General features: G+C 66.1%; 19 protein-coding genes. 9 read left to right on the plus strand and 10 right to left on the minus strand.

Features of this window, described 5'->3' with window-relative positions:
- Positions 1–138: 138 nt before the first annotated feature.
- A complete protein-coding gene (locus BRSPCE3_RS16335) occupies positions 139–1,797 on the minus strand; it encodes an electron transfer flavoprotein-ubiquinone oxidoreductase (RefSeq protein ID WP_244066912.1) in 1,659 nt (552 codons plus the stop codon).
- A 284-nt stretch (positions 1,798–2,081) separates the two neighbouring features.
- On the opposite strand from BRSPCE3_RS16335, the gene BRSPCE3_RS16340 reads away from it, so the two are divergent.
- Entirely contained in the window at positions 2,082–2,915 is an 834-nt protein-coding gene (locus BRSPCE3_RS16340; RefSeq protein ID WP_375709917.1) for a uracil-DNA glycosylase family protein, read from the plus strand.
- Positions 2,916–3,024: 109 nt separating this feature from the next.
- Here BRSPCE3_RS16340 and BRSPCE3_RS16345 read toward each other — a convergent pair whose 3' ends face one another.
- From BRSPCE3_RS16345 to BRSPCE3_RS16360, 4 genes are all read right to left on the minus strand, one after another.
- Complete coding sequence (locus BRSPCE3_RS16345; RefSeq protein ID WP_244066913.1) at positions 3,025–4,533, minus strand: glycosyltransferase family 39 protein; 1,509 nt, start codon at positions 4,531–4,533, stop codon at positions 3,025–3,027.
- 276 nt (positions 4,534–4,809) lie between these two features.
- Positions 4,810–5,595, minus strand: a complete 786-nt coding sequence (locus BRSPCE3_RS16350; RefSeq protein WP_244066914.1) for a ribonuclease HII — start codon at positions 5,593–5,595, stop codon at positions 4,810–4,812.
- A gap of 78 nt (positions 5,596–5,673) precedes the next feature.
- Positions 5,674–6,120: a VOC family protein gene (locus BRSPCE3_RS16355; RefSeq protein WP_244066915.1), complete on the minus strand. Its 447-nt coding sequence runs from the start codon at positions 6,118–6,120 to the stop codon at positions 5,674–5,676.
- A 139-nt stretch (positions 6,121–6,259) separates the two neighbouring features.
- Positions 6,260–7,438 carry a PA0069 family radical SAM protein gene (locus tag BRSPCE3_RS16360; protein WP_244066916.1) on the minus strand — a complete coding sequence of 393 codons (1,179 nt, stop codon included), beginning with the start codon at positions 7,436–7,438 and terminating at the stop codon, positions 6,260–6,262.
- A 164-nt stretch (positions 7,439–7,602) separates the two neighbouring features.
- Between BRSPCE3_RS16360 and BRSPCE3_RS16365 the strand changes: the two genes are divergently transcribed.
- Together BRSPCE3_RS16365 and BRSPCE3_RS16370 are read left to right on the plus strand one after the other, a co-directional pair.
- The gene (locus BRSPCE3_RS16365; protein ID WP_244066917.1) at positions 7,603–8,172 is read left to right on the plus strand and encodes a glycosyl transferase; all 570 of its coding nucleotides are present in this window, start codon (positions 7,603–7,605) and stop codon (positions 8,170–8,172) included.
- A 92-nt stretch (positions 8,173–8,264) separates the two neighbouring features.
- Positions 8,265–9,206 carry a helix-turn-helix domain-containing GNAT family N-acetyltransferase gene (locus BRSPCE3_RS16370; protein WP_244066918.1) on the plus strand — a complete coding sequence of 314 codons (942 nt, stop codon included), beginning with the start codon at positions 8,265–8,267 and terminating at the stop codon, positions 9,204–9,206.
- Positions 9,207–9,279: 73 nt separating this feature from the next.
- Here the strand turns inward: BRSPCE3_RS16370 and moaB are convergent, their stop codons facing one another.
- Positions 9,280–9,843 carry a molybdenum cofactor biosynthesis protein B gene (gene moaB / locus BRSPCE3_RS16375; RefSeq protein ID WP_244066920.1) on the minus strand — a complete coding sequence of 188 codons (564 nt, stop codon included), beginning with the start codon at positions 9,841–9,843 and terminating at the stop codon, positions 9,280–9,282.
- Positions 9,844–10,010: 167 nt separating this feature from the next.
- Positions 10,011–10,949 (minus strand): neutral zinc metallopeptidase, encoded by a 939-nt coding sequence (locus BRSPCE3_RS16380; RefSeq protein WP_244066926.1) that lies wholly within the window; start codon positions 10,947–10,949, stop codon positions 10,011–10,013.
- 380 nt (positions 10,950–11,329) lie between these two features.
- Here BRSPCE3_RS16380 and BRSPCE3_RS16385 point away from each other — a divergent pair, with 380 nt between their 5' ends.
- From BRSPCE3_RS16385 to BRSPCE3_RS16400, 4 genes are all read left to right on the plus strand, one after another.
- On the plus strand, positions 11,330–12,463 hold the full coding sequence (locus BRSPCE3_RS16385) for a site-specific DNA-methyltransferase (RefSeq protein ID WP_244066928.1): 1,134 nt from the start codon (positions 11,330–11,332) through the stop codon (positions 12,461–12,463).
- 71 nt (positions 12,464–12,534) lie between these two features.
- Positions 12,535–14,235 carry a hypothetical protein gene (locus BRSPCE3_RS16390; RefSeq protein WP_244066930.1) on the plus strand — a complete coding sequence of 567 codons (1,701 nt, stop codon included), beginning with the start codon at positions 12,535–12,537 and terminating at the stop codon, positions 14,233–14,235.
- A 101-nt stretch (positions 14,236–14,336) separates the two neighbouring features.
- The gene (locus BRSPCE3_RS16395; protein WP_244066932.1) at positions 14,337–14,663 is read left to right on the plus strand and encodes a hypothetical protein; all 327 of its coding nucleotides are present in this window, start codon (positions 14,337–14,339) and stop codon (positions 14,661–14,663) included.
- Between the two features lie 135 nt (positions 14,664–14,798).
- Positions 14,799–15,485: a glutathione S-transferase family protein gene (locus BRSPCE3_RS16400; protein WP_244066934.1), complete on the plus strand. Its 687-nt coding sequence runs from the start codon at positions 14,799–14,801 to the stop codon at positions 15,483–15,485.
- Between the two features lie 70 nt (positions 15,486–15,555).
- Here BRSPCE3_RS16400 and BRSPCE3_RS36050 read toward each other — a convergent pair whose 3' ends face one another.
- Positions 15,556–15,720, minus strand: a complete 165-nt coding sequence (locus BRSPCE3_RS36050; RefSeq protein WP_309296309.1) for a DUF1127 domain-containing protein — start codon at positions 15,718–15,720, stop codon at positions 15,556–15,558.
- Positions 15,721–15,724: 4 nt separating this feature from the next.
- Positions 15,725–16,168 carry a nuclear transport factor 2 family protein gene (locus BRSPCE3_RS16405; protein ID WP_244066936.1) on the minus strand — a complete coding sequence of 148 codons (444 nt, stop codon included), beginning with the start codon at positions 16,166–16,168 and terminating at the stop codon, positions 15,725–15,727.
- Positions 16,169–16,318: 150 nt separating this feature from the next.
- Between BRSPCE3_RS16405 and BRSPCE3_RS16410 the strand changes: the two genes are divergently transcribed.
- Positions 16,319–17,233, plus strand: coding sequence for a LysR family transcriptional regulator (locus BRSPCE3_RS16410; protein ID WP_244066937.1), 915 nt, complete (start codon positions 16,319–16,321; stop codon positions 17,231–17,233).
- A 174-nt stretch (positions 17,234–17,407) separates the two neighbouring features.
- Here BRSPCE3_RS16410 and BRSPCE3_RS16415 read toward each other — a convergent pair whose 3' ends face one another.
- Entirely contained in the window at positions 17,408–18,028 is a 621-nt protein-coding gene (locus BRSPCE3_RS16415) for a glutathione S-transferase family protein (protein WP_244066938.1), read from the minus strand.
- A gap of 175 nt (positions 18,029–18,203) precedes the next feature.
- Here BRSPCE3_RS16415 and BRSPCE3_RS16420 point away from each other — a divergent pair, with 175 nt between their 5' ends.
- Entirely contained in the window at positions 18,204–19,469 is a 1,266-nt protein-coding gene (locus BRSPCE3_RS16420) for a flavin-dependent oxidoreductase (protein ID WP_244066939.1), read from the plus strand.
- Positions 19,470–19,527: the final 58 nt, after the last annotated feature.

The following is a 19,527-nucleotide window of genomic DNA, read 5'->3' on the forward strand; positions in this document are numbered from 1 at the left end:
GGACGCAAAAAGCGCCTCAGGGGGCTCGCCACGCGGTCTGTTCCACCTTTCCCCTTGCGGGAGAGGTGAAGCCGAGCACGGAGCCTGACCGCGGCGCCTCACGCAAATGTGGTCGGCCGCCGTCGCCTCACCCTGGCCTTACATCGCCTCGTAGTTCGGGCCGCCGCCGCCCTCCGGAGGAACCCAGGTGATGTTGCCGTTGGGGTCCTTCACGTCGCAGGTTTTGCAGTGGACGCAGTTCTGGGCGTTGATCTGGAAGCGCGGGCTGGCGCCCTCCTCGACCCACTCATAAACGCCGGCCGGGCAATAGCGGTTGGAGGGGCCGGCGAACACGTCGTGCTCCGACGTCTTCTGCAGGTTCATGTCGGCGACCTTGAGATGGACCGGCTGGTCCTCCTCATGGTTGGTGTTGGACAGGAACACCGACGACAGCTTGTCGAACGAGATCTTGCCGTCCGGCTTCGGATAGGCGATCGGCTGGTGCTGCCTGGACGGATCGAGCGTCTTGCGGTCGGGCTTGGCGTGCGACTGGGTGCCGAACAGCGAGAAGCCGAGCGTGTTGCACCACATGTCGAAGCCGGACAGCGCCATTCCGAGCAGATTGCCGAACTTCGACAATAGCGGCTTGGCGTTGCGGACCTTGAACAGGTCCTTGCCGATCGCCGACGAACGCCAGGCATTCTCGTATTCGACGAGCTCGTCATTGGCGCGGCCGGCGCCGAGCGCGGCGGCAAGATGCTCGGCGGCGAGCATGCCGGAGCCCATCGCATTGTGGACGCCCTTGATGCGCGGCACGTTGACGAAGCCGGCCGCGCAGCCGATCAACGCACCGCCAGGGAACGAGAGCCGCGGCACCGACTGGTAGCCGCCCTCGGTGATGGCGCGCGCGCCGTAGGCCAGCCGCTTGCCGCCCTCGAACAGCTCGCGGATATCGGGGTGGGTCTTCATCCGCTGGAATTCATCGAACGGCGACAGATAGGGATCGTTGTAGTTCAGATGGACGACGAAGCCGACCGCGACGCGGTTGTCGTCGTAGTGATAGAGGAACGAGCCGCCGCCGGTCTTGTCGTTCAGCGGCCAGCCCAGCGTATGCTGCACCCGGCCCTTCTTGTGCTTCGCCGGATCGATCTGCCAGACTTCCTTGAGCCCGATGCCGAATTTCGGCGGCTCGGAGTTGGCGTCCAGTTTGTAATTGGCGATCAGCTGCTTGGTGAGCGAGCCGCGAGCGCCCTCGGCGAACAGCGTGTACTTGCCGAGCAGCTCCATGCCGCGGGTGTAGGAATCCTTGTGGCTGCCGTCCTTGGCGATGCCCATGTCACCGGTGGCGATGCCGCGCACCGCGCCCTTGTCGTCATAGAGCACTTCCGCGGCGGCGAAGCCCGGATAGATCTCGACGCCGAGCGCTTCCGCCTTCGGCGCCAGCCAGCGGCAGACGTTGCCGAGCGAGCCGATGTAGTTGTGATGGTTGTGCATCAACGGCGGCATGATGAAGTTCGGGATGCGGAACCAGCCCTGCGACGTCGTCCAGTAGAAGCGGTCGCTCGTGACCTGCGTCTTCAACGGACAGTCGGCATCCTCGCGCCAGTCCGGGATCAGTTTGTCGAGCGACACCGGATCGATCACCGCACCCGACAGGATGTGCGCACCGACCTCGGAGCCCTTCTCCACCACGACGATTGAGAGCTCCGGATTGAGCTGCTTGAGCCGGATCGCAGCCGACAGGCCCGACGGGCCGGCGCCGACGATGACGACGTCGAATTCCATAGACTCGCGCGGAGGAAGGTCTTCAGCACTCATGATCTTGGTCTCAGCCCATTGAGAACGCTTCTAAGCTTTTCAAAAGTCGTTGTTTCCGATTTTTGGCGGAAGGACAACCATGGAATTGCGCTTCCATGGATTTGCACGGTCTAGAGCCCTTCCGTTCCGATGAAATCGGAACGGGGCTCTAGATTCTTGTTTTGACGCGTTTTCTCCACGCGAACCGGTATCCACTTCGCTCGAAAACGCTCCGGATACCGCAGAGAATAATCTTTTCCGAAAAGGAGCCTGCACTTTTCCGGATCATGCTCTAGATTGCAGCGATGATGGCCCTGCCGCCCGAGCCCACCCCTACACTGCAGCAATTGCTGGCCTTTTACCTCGAGGCCGGGGTCGATTGCGCGCTTGGCGACGAGCCGATCAACCGGCTGGAAGAGGCGGAGCCAGTTCCCGCGCCCGCCGCGCCGCCGCGGCCGCCGGTCGCGCTCAATCCGCTGCGTCCGCCGCCGATGCCGGCCGTTCCGCGCAGCGAAATCACCGTGGCACCGGAGGCCGCGATCGCCTCCGCGCGCGAGGCCGCGCGGACCGCGCCGACGCTCGAAGCCTTGCGTGCGCTGATGGAGACGTTCGACGGCTGCGCGCTGAAGCACACCGCAACCCGGCTGGTGTTCGCCGACGGCAACCCCGAGGCGCGCGTGATGTTCGTCGGCGAGGCGCCGGGCCGCGAGGAGGACATCGAGGGCCTGCCGTTCGTCGGCCGCTCCGGCAAGCTGCTCGACCGCATGATCGCCGCGATCGGGCTCGACCGCAGCAAGGCCTATATCGCCAACGTCATCCCGTGGCGGCCGCCGGGCAACCGCACGCCGACGCCGCAGGAGACCCAGGTCTGCCTGCCCTTCATCCAGCGCCATATCGAGCTGGTGAATCCCGACGTGCTGGTGACGCTCGGCAATCCCTCGACGCAGGCGCTGCTCGGCACCCGCGAAGGCATCATGCGCACGCGCGGCAAATGGATCGACTACGACACCGGCACGCGCACGATCCGCGCCGTCGCCACCTTCCATCCGGCCTATCTGTTGCGCTCGCCGTCCTACAAGCGGCTGTCGTGGCAGGATCTGCGCGCGATCGCGAAGGTGCTGCAGCAAGCGATGGCGTAGCTTGTAGCTTCGTAGCCCGGATGGAGCGAAGCGCAATCCGGGTCCGACAGCGCAGGTTGAGGAAGTGGCCCCGGATTTCGCTTCGCTCCATCCGGGCTACGGCTTCACATCACGACCCCTTCGGCCGCACGATCGCCCAGCCGATCCGCAGCACCGGCAGCCGTCCATTGACCAGCCGATCGAACGAGCGCGGCACTTCGGGCACCAGGCCCGGGAAGCGCTGCGCGAGTTCGGGCGGCGGCGTGCCGGCGGTGTCCTGCGCGCGCCAGACCACGACGCCGCCGGTCTCGTCGAATTTCGCGACCGACAGCCATGGCGTCCGTTGCGGCGCGGCGTCCAGCAACAGATGCGGGCGGCGCCCGTTCATCGCGATCAGGCTGGCGATCTCGGGATCGCCGGCCACCGCGCGCAGCCGCTGGTTGGTGCGGCGCTCATAGCTGTCGTCGAAGAAGCGCCCCATCGCGGCCGCCGGCAGCGACGTCGGCGCCTCGGTGCTGCTGGTCCAGGGCAGGAACAGCGCCGCGGCCAGCGCGAGGGCGGCGGGCGCCGCCACCGCGAAGGCCCAGACCGAGCGCAACAGCCGCTGCCGCCTGAGCGGGATGAGTTCGCCGGTCGCGACAACGACGGCGAGCCCCGACATCAACAGCGCGACGCCGGCGCCGCCAAAGGCGCGATCGAGATCGAACAGACCCGCGATGAAGCTGCCCGCGATCGCCGGCGCGAACGCGAAGAAATAGACGAATTGCTGCGCCAGCGGACTGACCGGCGGACGGTAGATGATCGGCGCGTCCTCGGCATCGCGGGCGAACGGGCGCGAATTGAGGATCACCAGCACGACGATCCCGCCCGTCGCCACGATCAGTCCGCCGAGCACGACGCCCCAGCGCAGCGCCCGCGCCTTGAGGTCGGCAGCCGCCGGCAAGGCCGGCAGCGCCAGCACGTCGGCGCGGATCAGCCAGATCAGATAGGGCAGCGCCAGCACGATGATCACCAGCAGCGCATAGAGCGGATCGACCGCGCGCAGCGTGCGCCGGCCGCGCTCGGTTGCGAGTGCGAAGCCGACCACGAGCAGGATCATGCCGATCGCCGCCGGCGTCGTCAGCAGCAGCAGGCCGCAATCGATCGACCAGGCGAACCAGGCGCTGCGCCGGTTCTGCCCGATCAGCTGCCAGGAATGCAGCAGCAGCAGCGCCCACAGCGGACGCGCCAGGATCAGCGGGCCGAACTCGACGCTCGGCGAGGAGAACACCACCACCGTCATCGACAGCAGCACCGCGAGCACGCCCTGCGGGCCGCCGACGATGGCGCGCGCCAATTGGTAGAAGGCGATGAAGGTGGCGATCTCGCAGAGCTGTGCCAGCAGATAGACGCCGAACACGTGGTTGCCGGCGGCGCGGAAGGCGATGTCGGCAAGCCAGAACGCCAGCGGCGGCCCCATGTCGGTGCCGACCTGGTATTCGCGGCCGAAGGCCAGGACGGTGGCGAGATTGCCGGGCGGGCTGCCGTAGAAGATCAGCGGCAGCAACAGCCAGATCGCCGCCTGCACCAGCACGACGACCCACACCACGAGGCGCGGCCGGGCGCGGATCAGTTCGACAACCAGGGAGGTAAACCGCATGAAACGCCTGAAATGCCCCAGCCACTAATCAGCGGCGCCATCTGATCCCGAGGGTTTTGATAAACGGCGGCGGCGGTCGAGGCAACCGGGGCCGGATGAGTCCACGGTGCAAAGCCAATACAGGTGTCATGCCCCGCGAAGGCGGGGCATCCAGTACGCCGCGGCGGTTGGGCTTGAGCACAGCCGCCTCTGGAATACTGGATCGCCCGGTCGAGCCGGGCGATGACAGCGTTGAGTGGGGTGATGACGCGTTAGGTCGGCTTGGGACGGTGAGCGCTACGCCGCTTCGGAGGCCGCGGCCTCGCTTTCGGCATCCACCGTGAACAGGTCGGGCTCGGTGGGGACAGGGAAATGCTTCAGCCGCGCCGCGACGACGGGGGCGAAGAAGCTGCGGTGATGGCTGCTGGGTCCGAGCCGGTCCAGCGCCTCGAGGTGTTCGGGGACGCCGTAGCCCTTGTGCTGCTCGAAACCGTAGCCGGGGCAATCCAGCGCCAGCGCGCACATCAGGCGGTCGCGCGTCACCTTGGCGATGATCGAGGCCGCCGCGATCGAGGCCACGATGCCGTCGCCGCCGATCACGGCGTCGCAGTCGCAGGGCGTGGCGAGCTTGTCGCGGCCGTCGACGAAGACGTGCTTCGGCATCTCGGGCAGCGCGTGCACCGCGCGCGCCAGCGCCCACAGCGAGGCGCGCAGGATATTGTCGCGGTCGATTCGCGCCGGCGAAGCCACCGCGACCGAGAACGCCGCAGTCGCGCAAATCTCCTCGAACAGTTCCTCCCGGCGCTCGGCGGTCAGCCGCTTGGAATCATCGAGGCCCTTGGGAACGCGATTGGGGTCCAGCACCACGGCGGCGGCGACCACGGGCCCGGCCAGCGGACCGCGGCCGGCCTCGTCGCACCCGGCGACCGGCCAGACGCCGCGCTTGATCAGCGCGCGCTCGCGCCGGAAGCTCGGCCGCGCCACCGCAACGACTCGCTTGGCCGGCTTGGCCGGCTTGGCCGATTTGGCCGGCGCCTGCTTCGGCGCGGTCTTTGACGCGCTCTTGGAATTATCCCGAATCATGCGGGGATGGTGATCAAGCAAGGCCCGCGGCGCAACCGGGAACCCGGCGCCCTTCCCCGCTATTCAGTCCGGCGCGCTTTAGTCGGGAATCGACACAAGTCCGCTCTCCAGCACCTCAAAACCCGGCGCGCGCACCACTTCCCAGGCATGGCCGTCGGGATCGCCGAAATAGCCGCAATAACCGCCATAGCTGGTCGGCTGCGCCGGCTTCAGCAATTTGGCGCCTTTCGACAGCGCGAACGCCATCACGCGATCGACCTCGGCATCGTCGTTGCAGTTCCAGGCGATCGAGACGCCGTGGAATGCGGCCGGGCGCGGCTGATCGGGCAGCCCGGCGTCGTCGGCGAGCAGATGCCACGGGAACAGCCCGAGCACGGTGCCGCCGGTCTCGAAGAAGGCGACCTCCTCGCCGGTCGCGCGCATCTTCCTGGCGAAGCCGAGCGACTGGTAGAAGGCGATGCTGGCGCGCATGTCGCTGACGCCGAGGGTGAGGACGGTGAAGCGTGCGGTCGGGGCGTTGCTCATGATGTGCACTCACTTTTGTAGCTTGGTCGCCATATGGGTTCTTCGTAGCCCGGATGGAGCGAAGCGTAATCCGGGACCTCATTCCACGGCCACAGGTTTCCCGGATTGCGCTGCGCTTCATCCGGGCTACGCATGTTACCTAGAACAGACTGAGCTGCTGGCCGTTGCGCTTCGGCTTGGCGAAGTGATCGGTGGTCAGCTTGGTCCGCCGCTTGTTGAGGCCGAGCTTCTCGCAGGCGATCTCGAAGCGGCGGCCGATCATCCAGGCCATCGGGCCGGTGCCCTTCATCCGCGTGCCCCATTGCGAGTCGTAATCGCGGCCGCCGCGCATGTCGCGGATCAGCGTGAAGACGTGGCGATAGCGATCCGGATAGTTCGCCATCAGCCATTCGCGAAACAGATCGCGGACCTCGAGCGGCAGCCGCAGCAGCACATAGCTCGCCTCCTTGGCGCCGGCATGCACGGCGGCATCGAGGATGCGCTCGATCTCGGAGTCGTTCAGCGCCGGGATCACCGGGGCGACCATCACCGTGGTCGGGATGCCGGCGTCCGCGAGCCGCTTGATCGCCTCGAGCCGCTTCGGCGGGGTCGAGGCGCGCGGCTCCATGGTGCGCGCGAGCTTCGGATCGAGCGTCGTCACCGAGAGCGCGACCTTGGCGAGATTGCGCTTGGCCATCCGCGCCAGGATGTCGATGTCGCGGGTCACCAGCGCGGACTTGGTGACGATGCCGACCGGATGGCCGGCGCGCTCCAGCACCTCGAGAATGCCGCGCATGATCTTTCGATCGCGCTCGATCGGCTGGTAGGGATCGGTGTTGGTGCCGATCGCGATCATCCGCGCCTCGTAGCCGGGCGCCGCCAGCTCGGTCTCGAGCAAGGCCGGCGCATCCGGCTTGGCGAACAGCTTGGACTCGAAATCGAGCCCCGGCGAAAGACCGAGATAGGCGTGGGTCGGCCGCGCGAAGCAATAGACACAGCCATGCTCGCAGCCGCGATAGGGATTGATCGAGCGGTCGAAGCCGATGTCGGGCGAGTCGTTGCGCGTGATCACCTTGCGCGAGGTATCGAGCGCCACGCTGGTCGTAAACGGCGGCAGGTCCTCGAGACTCTGCCAACCATCGTCGAAGGCAACCCGCGCCTCGGCCTCGTAACGGCCGCTGGCATTGGACTGCGCGCCGCGGCCACGCCGCCGCTCGCGCTCGATCGCGACCGCAAGCTCGGGAAAAGGGGCAGGGACAGGTGAAGGTGCACCCGCCGGGTTATCGGAGGGCGCCGTTACCGGCGGGTGCTTGAGGGCATGAGAGGATGCTCGGCTCATGCTTTGAAGCTAGCACATCGAAAGAACAAATCAAGAACACGGCGCAAGAAAATCCACAAACTGATGACGCAAAAATCTGCAGGCGCACAGGCTGCTTTGAATATGACAAGGTGATAACACGGCGCGAGTTTCTTGAACCGTTTGAGCCAGCGAAGCCTCAATTCATGCTGAGCGTGATCATTCCAACCGACGGGGTCGAGCGCACTGCGGTCGCGACGCTCGCAGCGCTGGTGCCGGGCGCGGCCGCCGGCGTGGTCCGCGAGGTGCTGCTGGTCGACCGCACCGACACCGACGTGATCGAGCGCGTCGCCGACGTCGCCGGTTGCCACTTCCTGCGCTTCGCGGGCACCCGCGCGGCGGCACTCGCCGCCGGCGCCCGGCAGGCGCGGTCGCCCTGGCTGATGTTCCTGCATCCGGGCGCGGTGCTCGATGCCGGCTGGATCGAAGAGACGACCCAGTTCATCCAGATGGTGGCGGCGAGCGGCAAGGACCGCGCCGGCATCTTCCGCTACGCCCGCGCGCCCTACACCGATCCCGGCCTGCGCGACGGCCTCAAATTCGTCGCCCGGATGATCTCAGGCCCCTCGGCCGAGCAGGGGCTCCTGATCGCGCGCGAACATTATGAGCGGATCGGCGGCTACCGGCCGGATGCCCGCCGCTCCGAGGCGCGGCTGCTGCGCCGGCTCGGCCGCTCCTCGCGCACCATGCTGCGCAGCCGGATCATGGTCGCGTAAGGCATATTCAACGCAAAGCGGGCAGCAGTTCGCGCAAAAAAGCGCGTTATGCGCCCTTGCGGATTATTTGATTTCATCAAATAATATGTTTGATGAAATCAAATTCCAATGACACCGCCCTCGAGAGCCAGGTCGCCGCGATCCGCGGCTTCAGCCGGTTCTACACCCGCAAGCTCGGCATCATCGAGCCGAAGCTGTTGCGCTCGATCTTCACGCTGCAGGAAGCGCGCATCATCTACGAGCTCGCGCATCGTGCGAACTGCACCGCGACCGACCTGGTGCGCGATCTCGACCTCGATGCCGGCTTCGTCAGCCGGACGTTGGCGGCGCTGCAGCGCCGCCAGATCGTGACGCGCAAGCCGTCAAAGGTCGACAAGCGCGTCAATGAGGTCGCCCTGACCGCCAGGGGCCGCACCGCAGCCGCCGATCTCGACCGCCGCTCGCGCGACGAGGTCGGCGCGCTGCTGAAGCAGATGGACGGCGACCGCCGCGCCGCGGTGGTGCGCGCGATGGGCACGATCGAGCAGTCGCTGGAGCCCGCGGCCCAAAAGCCGGTCGGCTTCCTGCTGCGCAGCCATCGGATCGGCGACATGGGCTGGGTGATCTCGCAACAAGGCCGCGTCTATGCGGAGGAGTATGGCTGGGACATCAGCTACGAGGCGCTGGTGGCCGAGATCTGCGCCCAGTTTCTGCGATCGTTCGATCCGGCCCGCGAGCATTGCTGGATCGCGGAGGTCGACGGCGAGCCGGTCGGCTCGGTGTTCCTGGTCAATGGCGGCGACGGGGTCGCCAAGCTGCGGCTGCTGGCGGTCGAGGACAAGGCGCGCGGGCTCGGCGTCGGCCGCGCGCTGGTCGAGCAATGCATCCGCTCGGCGCGCGAGATGGGCTACACGAAGATGACGCTGTGGACCCAGAGCATCCTGCTCGCCGCGCGCGGCATCTACGCCCGCGCCGGCTTCCAGCGCATCAAGGAAGAGAAGCACCATAGCTTCGGCGTCGACCTGGTCGGAGAGACCTGGGAGATGGAGCTTTAGGACTCCACATCCTCTTCCGTCATTCCGGGCTCATTGCTGCGCGATGCCCCGGAATGACGTGGATAGAGCGTGCTTACGCGCTCGCGCCTTTCGCCTTCGGGCGGCGCAGATGTTCGTCCAGCCGCGGCATGATCTCGACGAAATTGCAGGGCCGCGTGCGGTAATCGAGCTGCGCGGCCAAAATGCCGTCCCAGCCGTCGCGGCAGGCGCCGGGCGAGCCGGGCAGGCAGAAGATGAAGGTGGCGCCGGCAACGCCGGCGGTGGCGCGGCTCTGGATCGTCGATGCCCCGATCTTGGCGTGGCTCAGCATGTGGAAGGCGATCGAAAAGCCGTCCATCCGCTTCTCGAACAGCGGCTCGACCGCCTCCGGCGTGACGTCGCGCCCAGTGAAGCCGGTGCCGCCGGTGGTGATGACGGCATCGACGGCGGGATCCGCGATCCAGCGCCGGATCACCGCGCGGATCGCCTCGACGTCATCGGTGACGATCTCGCGCGCCGCGAGCTTGTGACCGGCCGCGGTGAGACGGTCGGCCAGCGTGGTGCCGGACTTGTCATCCGCCAGCGAGCGGGTGTCGGAAATCGTCAACACCGCGATGCCGAGCGGGATGAACGATTTGGATTCGTCGATCGAGGACATCTGCACCTCTTTCCAGACCCACAGCCGTCATCCTGAGGTGCGAGCCCTTGCGAGCCTCGAAGGATGGGCCACGGGCGCTTTATCCTTCGAGGGGCTCGCCGAAGGGGCGAGCACCTCCCGAGTGAGCGCGAATGCGCTCATCCGGGGATGACGCGACGTAGAGCTGACTACCCCCCGCCGAACGTGTTGCAGGCCTGCACGGTGCCCTGCTGGTAGCCGGTCATGAACCATTGCTTGCGCTGCGCGGCGGAGCCGTGGGTGAAGGAATCAGGCACCACCCTGCCCGTCGCCTGCCGCTGCAGCGTGTCGTCGCCGATCGCGTTCGCGGTGGTCAGCGCGGCGTCGATATCGCCGGCCTCGAGGAAGCCCGGCCGCTTCTTCTCCTCGCGGTTGACCCAGACGCCGGAGAGACAGTCGGCCTGCAACTCGACCTTGACCTGCAGCGCGTTGGCCTCGGCCTTGCTTCCGGCCTGTTGCTGCAGCCGGTTCACGCGCGGGATGATGCCGAGCAGGTTCTGGATGTGATGGCCGGCCTCATGCGCGATGATATAGGCCGCAGTGAACTTGCAGGCGTTGCCCGAGCAGCCGCGGAAGCGCGTCTCGACCTCGCGGAAGAAGCCGGTGTCGAGGAAGATGGTCTTGTCCGGCGGGCAGTAGAACGGTCCCATCGCCGATTGCGCCATGCCGCAGCGGCCGCCATTGGTGGCGTTGCGGAACAGCACGATCTTCGGACCGGTATAGGTCTGGCCCGAGGCCTGGAAGATCTCGCTCCAGCGATCGTCGATTTCACCGAGGATGCCGGCGATCATGCTGCCCATCTCGTCGGTCGGCGCGCCGCGCTTGGCCTGGCCGCCCGACGACTGGCGGTCGGTCTGGTAGGTCGGCGCCTGGCCGCCGCCGGTGAGAATCTCGGCGCCGCCGATCAGGATGCGCGGGTCGATGCCGAAGGCATAGCCGAGCAGGCCGAGCACGATGACCGTGCCGATGCCGAGCCCGCCACCGCCGCCCATCGGAATGCCGAAGCCGCCACCACCGCCGCCGCCGCCGCCACTGTCGTCGCGACGGTCTTCGATGTCGTCGCTGCGGCGGAAATCATCATAGCGCATGGCGGTTTCCCTTTATTCCAGTCGGCGACCCAACGTGGGACACACCAACTTAAAATTTCCATTCTGTTAATCAATATCCTGCCCGGCAATAATTGCCTAGTCCGGAAGACGCACACGCTTGCGGTGCAAACGGCTGCGAATGAGGCCGTATCTACCGGCTGAATCGTGCCGGTTTGATGATCCGCAAATTTTTCGCCGAACGCGCTGATGTTGCAGCACAACGCCGATCGCAATGCGCCACGCCGTTCAAAAGATGCTGCAATCTTTTGCATGACGATTTCCAATTAAGTCGATTTTTACTTTGCCCGGTCAATGTGACGCCAGTCGGTTGTTTAGTCCCGCGTCGCCGACAGCGTCGCCTGAGTCAGAGTTCTTGAGTCATGGTAGTGTCGCGTCGCGGGGCGTCTGCAAGGGCGCCCCGCACTAAATTTGAGAGTGCCCCGTCGAGCCACATCGTCATTGGCGATTGCGTGGCCGAGATGTCGAAGCTTCAGGCCGGCTCGGTCGACCTGGTCTTCGCAGACCCTCCCTACAATCTGCAGCTCAAGGGCGACCTCAAGCGCCCCGACGAATCGCATGTCGATGCCGTCAACGACGACTGGGACAAGTTCTCGTCGTTCGCCGCCTATGACGATTTCACCCGCGCCTGGCTGCTTGCCGCCCGCCGCGTGATGAAGCCGTCGGCGACGCTGTGGGTGATCGGCTCCTATCACAATATCTTCCGCGTCGGCGCGATCATGCAGGACCTCGGCTTCTGGCTCCTGAACGACATTGTGTGGCGCAAGTCCAATCCGATGCCGAACTTCCGCGGCCGCCGCTTCACCAACGCGCACGAGACCATGATCTGGGCCGCGCGCGACGAGAAGGCCAAGGGCTACACTTTCAACTATGAAGCGCTGAAGGCGTCCAATGAGGACGTGCAGGCGCGCTCCGACTGGCTGATCCCGCTGTGCACCGGCGAGGAGCGCCTCAAGGGCGACGACGGCAAGAAGGTTCATCCGACCCAGAAGCCCGAGCAGCTGCTCGCCCGCGTGCTGCTGTCGTCGTCGAAACCCGGCGATCTCGTGATCGATCCGTTCAACGGCACCGGAACGACAGGTGCGGTCGCCAAGCGCCTCGGCCGCAACTATATCGGCTTCGAGCGCGACCGGACCTATGCGGCCGCCGCCGAAGCCCGCATCGCCGCGATCGAGCCGCTGCCGGAAGCAACCCTGGCGCCGTTCATGACCGCACGCGAGGCGCCGCGGGTGGCGTTCTCCGAGCTGATCGAGCGCGGCATGATCGTACCCGGCGCCAGACTGGTCGATGCCAAGAAGCGCCACGGTGCGCTGGTTCGTGCCGACGGCGCCATCATGCTCGGCGACAAGGTCGGCTCGATCCACCGCATCGGCGCGGTGGCGCAAGGCTCGGGCGCCTGCAACGGCTGGACCTTCTGGCATGTCGAGACCAAGAACGGCCTGCGGCTGATCGACGAGCTGCGCGCCGAGATCCGCTCCGGGATGACGGTGGGCTGAACGCCCACCGTGTAGCGGCGCTTCGCATTCGCCGCGCAGCCGCCGTACCTCGCCTCGCAGGATGAGACGGGATGGCATTTTTCGGTCTGCTTTATCTCCTGATCTTCCTCCGCGGCGCGATCATCTACGCGCTGACGCTGATTCCGATCATCATCGGCCTGTGGCTGCTCCGCCGCGGCAAGGCCGGCTGGGCCCTGATCGTGCTGGGGCTCGTGACCCCCGGCTATTTCGCCGGTCAGTGGATGACCGCCAGATCGCTCGCCTCCACGCGGGCCGCCGACATTGCCTCGTGGCCGCGCGCCAAGCCGAGCGCCAACGATCATCCGCGGGTGCTGATCATTCAGAGCAGCCGGCAAGAGGTCGAGCCGTTCGCGTACTTCCTCGCCGAAACCGGGCTGTTCGAAATCTATGCGGTGCTTGGCCCCCGCTACGACGCCGCCAACCTGAAGAAATGGCGCATCGAGGTCGCGGCGCGCGACGACTGCCGCAAGCGGCGCACCGAGCGCGACGAGATGGTGGTGCTGACCGGATGGCGCAGCTGCGCGATCGCCGTGCCGGCCGACAAGGTGCCGAGCGACGGGCTCGTGTTCTACCCCGATCCGTTCACCGCGCCGCATTCCTGGATCACGACGCATCGCGACTTCAATACGCCGGTTACCTGGACGCTCGAGCTCGCGCTGCACCAAGGCAGCGATGAGCGCGTGGTCGCATACAACGAGTTCATCGGCTTCCCCGAGATGCATTTTCATTGGGTCGTCGGACCCGTCATGCGGCCGCGCGAACCACCGCGGTACCGGGCCGTCGCCGGCTCGCAAATCGCGGCGCCGGAGCCGGGTCAGTTCGTGTTGAAGGCGCTCGGTATCGACGAGCACACCATCGTGCCGCCGCAAGCGCTGAGTATCGAGGACCAGCGCATGCTGGCCGATCAGCTCAGCGCGAGCGGCCAGCCGGACGACACGCAGCGTGCCGTCGAGTTGATCGCGGCCGCGCCGCTCGACCAGGGCCTTTGGGCGACGATGCGACGCCTCGCCGCCGATCCAGCGACTTCGGTGCAAATGCAGCTGCGCAGGCAGGTGCGCTGGTGCGAGAAAGTCGAGCGGCTGACGCGCTATCGCAACGTGCTGGCCGAGGCGTGCGCCGCCAATTCGGTGCCGGCCGACACCTGCGGCCTGGTCGGACATCCGGCGGGATGGATGAACTACTGCGCCGATGACACCCGACCGGTGTGGCGCCGCGGTGACCCGCCGGCGCGCCGTGTCTTCATCGCCGATGTCCTCGACGGACAGGAAACCCCCGTCTTGCTGCCGCGCGCCGCGACCGCCCACGAAATACGAATCCCCGGCGATCGCGGGCCGCTCGACATTGTGATCCGCAATCAAAACCCGAGCATCTTCGTCTTCACCGGCGCGGCACCCTGCATCGCGCGGCTCACCGTGGTGTCCAACGATCCTCGCGGGGTTCCGGGAGTCGTCGGCGTTGATCCGTCGCGCATCCGGTTCATAGCACCCGTGGGCAGCGGCAGTTGGATCAATCCCGCCGCACCCTATTCAGGAGACTTCGCCACGCTGCTCGGCATCAAGCCGGACGTCACGCTGGTGCACCACCGCGGCGGCGACATCGACCTCGCCATGTTCCTTGCGCCGGACGGCGCTGCGACGCCCTGCGCGTTGGACGGCCTGCAAAGCGGCGGCCGGCTCAAGCTCGACACCAGCCAGATCGTCACGATGCCGACCATCGTGCCCTTTGTCAGGACGGGCACCGCCACGCGCTGAGCGCAGGGGACGCAGGCCAGCCATTTGATTTTCGATTGCCACGCCGCGACGCCGGGGCCTAGGATATGGGCTCGTCACTCGCCGTTTCGATTGGTCGCCTGATGCGAAGACAATCCGAGACACTTCTGCTGGTGCCGCTGCTGCCGATCTTCCTGCTCGGCATGTTTCCGATGCTGCTGATCGGCCTGCTCGGATTCTTCGGCCTGATCATCTTCGGCATCCTGCTGGTCTGCGTCGGACTGACGCTCGGCCTCGAGGCGCATGGCGAGTTCAATGAAGCGGTCATCGTCCACGGCGTTGCCCGCGGCTCCGAGCGTGCGACGCAGATGTCAAACCTGCACGCCGCGACCCGCTCCGCCGTCGTGCTTGATGTCGCGGGAATTGCGCTGGTCGTCGCGGGTATCATGGGCTTCCTCTGGGTCGGCTGACCAGCGCGCCACGCGACCCTGATTCACAAACTCGTCGCTTGCGCATTGCAGCGAATTTTGCGCATGAGGGGCCGTCTGCGGCGCTCGCCCGCCGCGTCCCGTCTCGCCGGTCGCAAGAACCAAGGGAGTCACTTCATGATCAAATTCTATTTCAATGGCGCGCCGAACCCGAACAAGGTCGCCCTGTTCCTGGAAGAGTCCGGCCTGCCGTTCGAGGCGATTCCGGTCGACACCCGCAAGGGCGAGCAGTTCGCGCCCGAATTCCTCAAGGTCAACCCGAACGGCAAAGTGCCGGCGATCGACGATGACGGCGTGCTGGTGTTCGACAGCAATGCCATCCTGCTCTACCTCGCCGAGGAGCACGGCAAGTTCCTGCCCGCCAACACCCCGGCCAACCGCGCCGCGACGCTGTCATGGCTGATGTTCATCGCGACCGGCGTCGGCCCGTATTCCGGCCAGGCGGTGCACTTCAAGCATTTCGCGCCGAAGGATCTCGACTACGCCAACAACCGTTACCAGTACGAGGCGAACCGCCACTACAAGATCCTCGACGATCATCTGGCGAAGCAGCGTTACATGGTCGGCGACAGCTACACCATTGTCGACATGGCGTTCTGGGGCTGGGCGCGGATGGCGCCGTTCGTGCTCGGCGAGGAGAACTACGCCAAATACCCGAACGTGAAGCGGCTGGTCGACGAGATCTCGGCGCGACCGGCGGCGGCGCGCGCCATCGCGCTGAAGGACAAGCACACCTTCAAGGCCGAGATGGACGACGCGGCGCGCGACATCATGTTCGGCCACCTCAAGAACAAGGTGGCATAAGCCGTCGTTAGACGCTGCGCAGGGTGGGCGCGCTGACGCGTGACCCACCCTGCGCACTTCGCATCGCAGCTTACGGCGGCCAGTACTGGCTGCCATTCTCATCACGGCGATGACGGACGACGTCGGCACGGCAGACGCCGATATCCTGCAGCTCGCGTTCACTCATGACGGCAAGCTGCCGCCATGCGCGCCGATTCTCGCGCCATTGGGCGAACCAGACCAGCGCTGCCGTCAGTGCTTCAACCCGCCGCGCGAACCGCGGCCGCCGGAAACGGGCCGAGCGCCGTCTCGGTCAGGACCGAGTCGCAATATTCCCGCACCTCCTTGATCCGTCCGCCGTCGAAGCGGAACACCAGGCAATAATCGTTGTCGTAGCGCTGCCCTTCCTTGGTCAGGTTGTTGCCCTTGGCCTCGATCACGACGATGTCGTCGTCGGCGATGATGCGATGAGCGACGGTGCGGCCGCGCTCGACCAGCCGCGAGCGGACATGGCCGTGCAGATCGTTCATGATCGATTGCTTGCCGGTAAAGGTACGCGACCAGGAATATTGCCCGGTCACGGTCCAGATCGCGTCGTCGGCAAGCGTTGCCATGAACAGCGATTTTTCGCGCACCGCGGGATCGGGGCTGCCCGCGATCACGAACATCTCCTGCACCAGTTTCTTGTTGTCGGCTGCGCTCATGGCGCGTCTCCTTGCGATGGGGTGACTCTGATGTCAGGCGCTTGCCCGCGCGAAACGGTGACCGCTTCGCGTGAAAACGCCTTGCCTCGCAACATGCCGCCCTGATCGACATTCTTCCAATCGATAGGTGGTATGATATATATTCACCTGATGAATTTGAATTCGCTTGACCTCAATCTGCTGGTCGCGCTCGACGCGCTGCTGCGCGACGGCAGCGTCAGCCGCGCCGCGCTGCGGCTCAATTTGTCGCAGCCGGCGACCAGCCATGCGCTGCAGCGGCTGCGCGACCTGATCGGCGATCCCTTGCTGGTGCGCAACGGCGCGCGGATGGAGCTGACGCCACGGGCACAGGCACTACGCTCGCCGCTGGCGCAGGCGCTCGAACAGGTGCGCACGCTGTTCGTGGCGGACGATTTCGACGCCGCACGCAGCGAGCGGCACTTCCGTCTGATGATGCCCGACCTCGCGGTCGAACTGTTGATGCCACCGTTGATGGAGAAGGTCACGCGACTGGCGCCGAACGTCACCATCGACGTGGTGCCGTGGCGGAGCTCCACGATCTTCACGCCGGACTACGCCCGCACCATCGATCTCGTGATCTCGATCGGCAATGCCTTCAAGGGCTTTCACCGCCAGCGGCTCTACACCGACATCGATGCGCTCGCGGTGCGCCGCGGCCACCCCGCCGGCGCGAAGCTCAGGAAGCGCGAGGCGTTCCTGGCCGCGCGGCATGTCGCCGTGATCATCCGTGGCCACAACGAAGATCTGATCGACACCTGGCTGCGCGCCAAGGGCATCGAGCGGCGGATTGCGCTGGTGGTGCCGGGCTATATCGAGGCGCTGCACGTCACCGCGCGCACCGACCTCGTTGCCTTCGTGCCGCGCCGCCTGATCGCCGCGCTGGCGAAGCAATTGTCGCTGGTGACCGTGACGCCGCCGCTCGATCCCGGGATCGACGAGCAGCACATGTTCTATCCGACCCGGGCGCAGATGGATCCCGGCTCGATCTGGCTGCGCAAGCTGATGCTGGAGACCGGACGGGAGCTGGAGACCGGGAAGGCGTGACGGCGCGCTCCATCCACACGTCGTCCCGGCGCAGGCCGGGACCCATAACCCCGAATGTTTGTGTGGAGCGACGCTGGGGCCCCAGCGTTCTTGAACGACGGGCAGCGGTGGTTATGGGTCCCGGCTTTCGCCGGGACGACACCGTTTTTTTTGCGACACCGAGTTTTTGGTGCCTTACCCCCTCTGCTCGGCCAGCACCTTCTGCACCGCAGGCCGGCTCTCCATCGCCGCGCGATGCGCCTTCACCTTGGGCAGGGTCGCGATGTCGACGCCGTCGCCGTCAAGCCAGAGGGTGAGCGTGTAGAGATAGGCGTCGCCCACCGTGTAGCTGTCGCCCATCACCCACGGGCCCCTGAGCATGTCGCGCTCGATCAGGTTGAAGCAGGCGCCCATGGTCTTCGGCACCATCCCCTTCATGTCGGCGAACGAGGTCTCCTGCGTCGCCCAGCGCGCGCCGCGCATCTTGTGGGCGTGGCAGACATGCACGGTCGAGCACAGATAGGAATTGAAGGCCTGCAGCCTGGCGAATTCGAAGGCGTCGTCGAGCGGCGCGAGCTTCGCCTGCGGATAGGTCTGCGCGATATAGGCCAGCATCGCCGGCGTCTCGGTGAGCACGCCGCGATCGGTCACCAGCGACGGCACCCGGCCCTTCGGATTGATCTTGAGATATTCCGGGCTGTTCTGCTGGTTGACCTTGAAGTCCAGCCGCTCGACCGTGTAGGGCGCGCCGACTTCGGCCAGCGCGATATGGGAGGCGAGCGCACAGGTGCCGGGGGCGGTATAGAGCTTGAGCATGTCGTTGTCCTCTGCAGGCCTTGTCGGCTCGTTGCGAGCCTGGCCCTGGTTTTTTATGGGATGCGCTGGAGGTTAGCGGCGGCATCCGTTGCCGTCCACCCCGCGCCGTGCCGCAGACCTTGCCCGCGGCACGGCCGCCATGCGATGACCATGGTCAATCGAGAGGGCTTTTTTCATGACTGTGCTCATTGCAGGTGGCGGAATTGGCGGGCTGACGCTGGCCCTCAGCCTGCATCAGATCGGCGTGCCGTGCCGCGTGTTCGAGAGCGTGCCAGAGCTGAAGCCGCTCGGCGTCGGCATCAACGTGCTGCCACATGCGGTGCGCGAACTGATCGAGCTCGGCCTGCACGATGTGCTCGACGCCTCAGCCGTGCGCACTCGCGAGCTCGCCTATTTCTCCAAGCACGGCAAGCCGATCTGGAGCGAGCCGCGCGGGCTCGAGGCCGGCTACAAATGGCCGCAATTCTCGATCCATCGCGGCCGGCTGCAGCAGCTGCTGCTCGATGCCGCGACCGAACGGCTGGGAGCCGAAAACATCCTGACCAGCCACCACCTCACCGGCTGGACCGAGACCGCTGACGGCGTCCGCGCCGACTTCATCGACCGCGCCACCGGCAAGCCGGCCGGCAGCCATGACGGCGCGGTGCTGATCGCCGCCGACGGCATCCATTCGGCGGTGCGCGAGAAGCTCTATCCGCAGGAAGGGCCGCCGATCTGGAACGGCCGCATCCTGTGGCGCGGCATCACGCGGGCGAATGCCTTCCTGACCGGCCGCACCATGATCATGGCCGGCCACGAGATTCTGAAATTCGTCTGCTATCCGATCTCGAAGCAGGCCGGCGCCGACGGCAAGTACGACATCAACTGGATCGCCGAGCGCCACATGCCGCCGACCTATCAGTGGCGCCGCGAGGACTATAACCGGACCGCCAAGCTCGACGAGTTCCTGCCGTGGTTCGAGAGCTGGAATTTCAACTGGCTCGACGTCCCCGGCCTGATCCGGAACTGTGCCCATGCCTACGAATATCCGCTGGTCGACCGCGATCCGATCCCGCAATGGACCTTCGGCCGCGTCACGCTGATCGGCGACGCCGCGCATCCGATGTACCCGATCGGCTCCAACGGCGCCTCGCAGGCGATCCTGGATGCCCGCACGCTGACGCGCGAGATCCTGGCGCATGGCCCGACACAGGCGGCGCTGTCAGCCTACGAGGCCGAGCGGCGACCCGCGACCACGGATCTCGTGATGCTGAACCGCCGCAACGGCCCGGAGCAGGTGATGCAGCTGGTCGAGGAGCGCGCACCCAACGGCTTCGGCGTCGTCACCGAGGTGCTGTCGCAGCAGGAGCTGGAAGACATTGCCGCCAACTACAAGCGCGTCGCCGGCTTCCAGGTCGAGGGACTGAACGCCAAGCCGCCGATCGTGCAGCGGGCGGGCTGACGTCGACCGAGCTGCAATCTTTTTCCGTCATGCTGAGGAGCGCGGAACGCGCGTCTCG

It is taken from the genome of Bradyrhizobium sp. Ce-3 (assembly GCF_022835695.1).
Lineage (GTDB): Bacteria > Pseudomonadota > Alphaproteobacteria > Rhizobiales > Xanthobacteraceae > Bradyrhizobium.

What these genes read in the sequence shown, in the direction of transcription:
- BRSPCE3_RS16355 (WP_244066915.1), bottom strand. Translation starts at nt 6,120, where the DNA reads ATGAGCAACGCCCCGACCGCACGCTTCACCGTCCTCACCCTCGGCGTC.
- BRSPCE3_RS16415 (WP_244066938.1), bottom strand. Translation starts at nt 18,028, where the DNA reads ATGCTCAAGCTCTATACCGCCCCCGGCACCTGTGCGCTCGCCTCCCAT.
- BRSPCE3_RS16345 (WP_244066913.1), bottom strand. Translation starts at nt 4,533, where the DNA reads ATGCGGTTTACCTCCCTGGTTGTCGAACTGATCCGCGCCCGGCCGCGC.
- BRSPCE3_RS16395 (WP_244066932.1), top strand. Translation starts at nt 14,337, where the DNA reads ATGCGAAGACAATCCGAGACACTTCTGCTGGTGCCGCTGCTGCCGATC.
- BRSPCE3_RS16390 (WP_244066930.1), top strand. Translation starts at nt 12,535, where the DNA reads ATGGCATTTTTCGGTCTGCTTTATCTCCTGATCTTCCTCCGCGGCGCG.
- moaB (WP_244066920.1), bottom strand. Translation starts at nt 9,843, where the DNA reads ATGTCCTCGATCGACGAATCCAAATCGTTCATCCCGCTCGGCATCGCG.
- BRSPCE3_RS16340 (WP_375709917.1), top strand. Translation starts at nt 2,082, where the DNA reads ATGATGGCCCTGCCGCCCGAGCCCACCCCTACACTGCAGCAATTGCTG.
- BRSPCE3_RS16410 (WP_244066937.1), top strand. Translation starts at nt 16,319, where the DNA reads ATGAATTTGAATTCGCTTGACCTCAATCTGCTGGTCGCGCTCGACGCG.
- BRSPCE3_RS16335 (WP_244066912.1), bottom strand. Translation starts at nt 1,797, where the DNA reads ATGAGTGCTGAAGACCTTCCTCCGCGCGAGTCTATGGAATTCGACGTC.
- BRSPCE3_RS16350 (WP_244066914.1), bottom strand. Translation starts at nt 5,595, where the DNA reads ATGATTCGGGATAATTCCAAGAGCGCGTCAAAGACCGCGCCGAAGCAG.
- BRSPCE3_RS16365 (WP_244066917.1), top strand. Translation starts at nt 7,603, where the DNA reads ATGCTGAGCGTGATCATTCCAACCGACGGGGTCGAGCGCACTGCGGTC.
- BRSPCE3_RS16420 (WP_244066939.1), top strand. Translation starts at nt 18,204, where the DNA reads ATGACTGTGCTCATTGCAGGTGGCGGAATTGGCGGGCTGACGCTGGCC.
- BRSPCE3_RS16405 (WP_244066936.1), bottom strand. Translation starts at nt 16,168, where the DNA reads ATGAGCGCAGCCGACAACAAGAAACTGGTGCAGGAGATGTTCGTGATC.
- BRSPCE3_RS16400 (WP_244066934.1), top strand. Translation starts at nt 14,799, where the DNA reads ATGATCAAATTCTATTTCAATGGCGCGCCGAACCCGAACAAGGTCGCC.
- BRSPCE3_RS16385 (WP_244066928.1), top strand. Translation starts at nt 11,330, where the DNA reads ATGGTAGTGTCGCGTCGCGGGGCGTCTGCAAGGGCGCCCCGCACTAAA.
- BRSPCE3_RS16370 (WP_244066918.1), top strand. Translation starts at nt 8,265, where the DNA reads ATGAAATCAAATTCCAATGACACCGCCCTCGAGAGCCAGGTCGCCGCG.
- BRSPCE3_RS16380 (WP_244066926.1), bottom strand. Translation starts at nt 10,949, where the DNA reads ATGCGCTATGATGATTTCCGCCGCAGCGACGACATCGAAGACCGTCGC.
- BRSPCE3_RS16360 (WP_244066916.1), bottom strand. Translation starts at nt 7,438, where the DNA reads ATGAGCCGAGCATCCTCTCATGCCCTCAAGCACCCGCCGGTAACGGCG.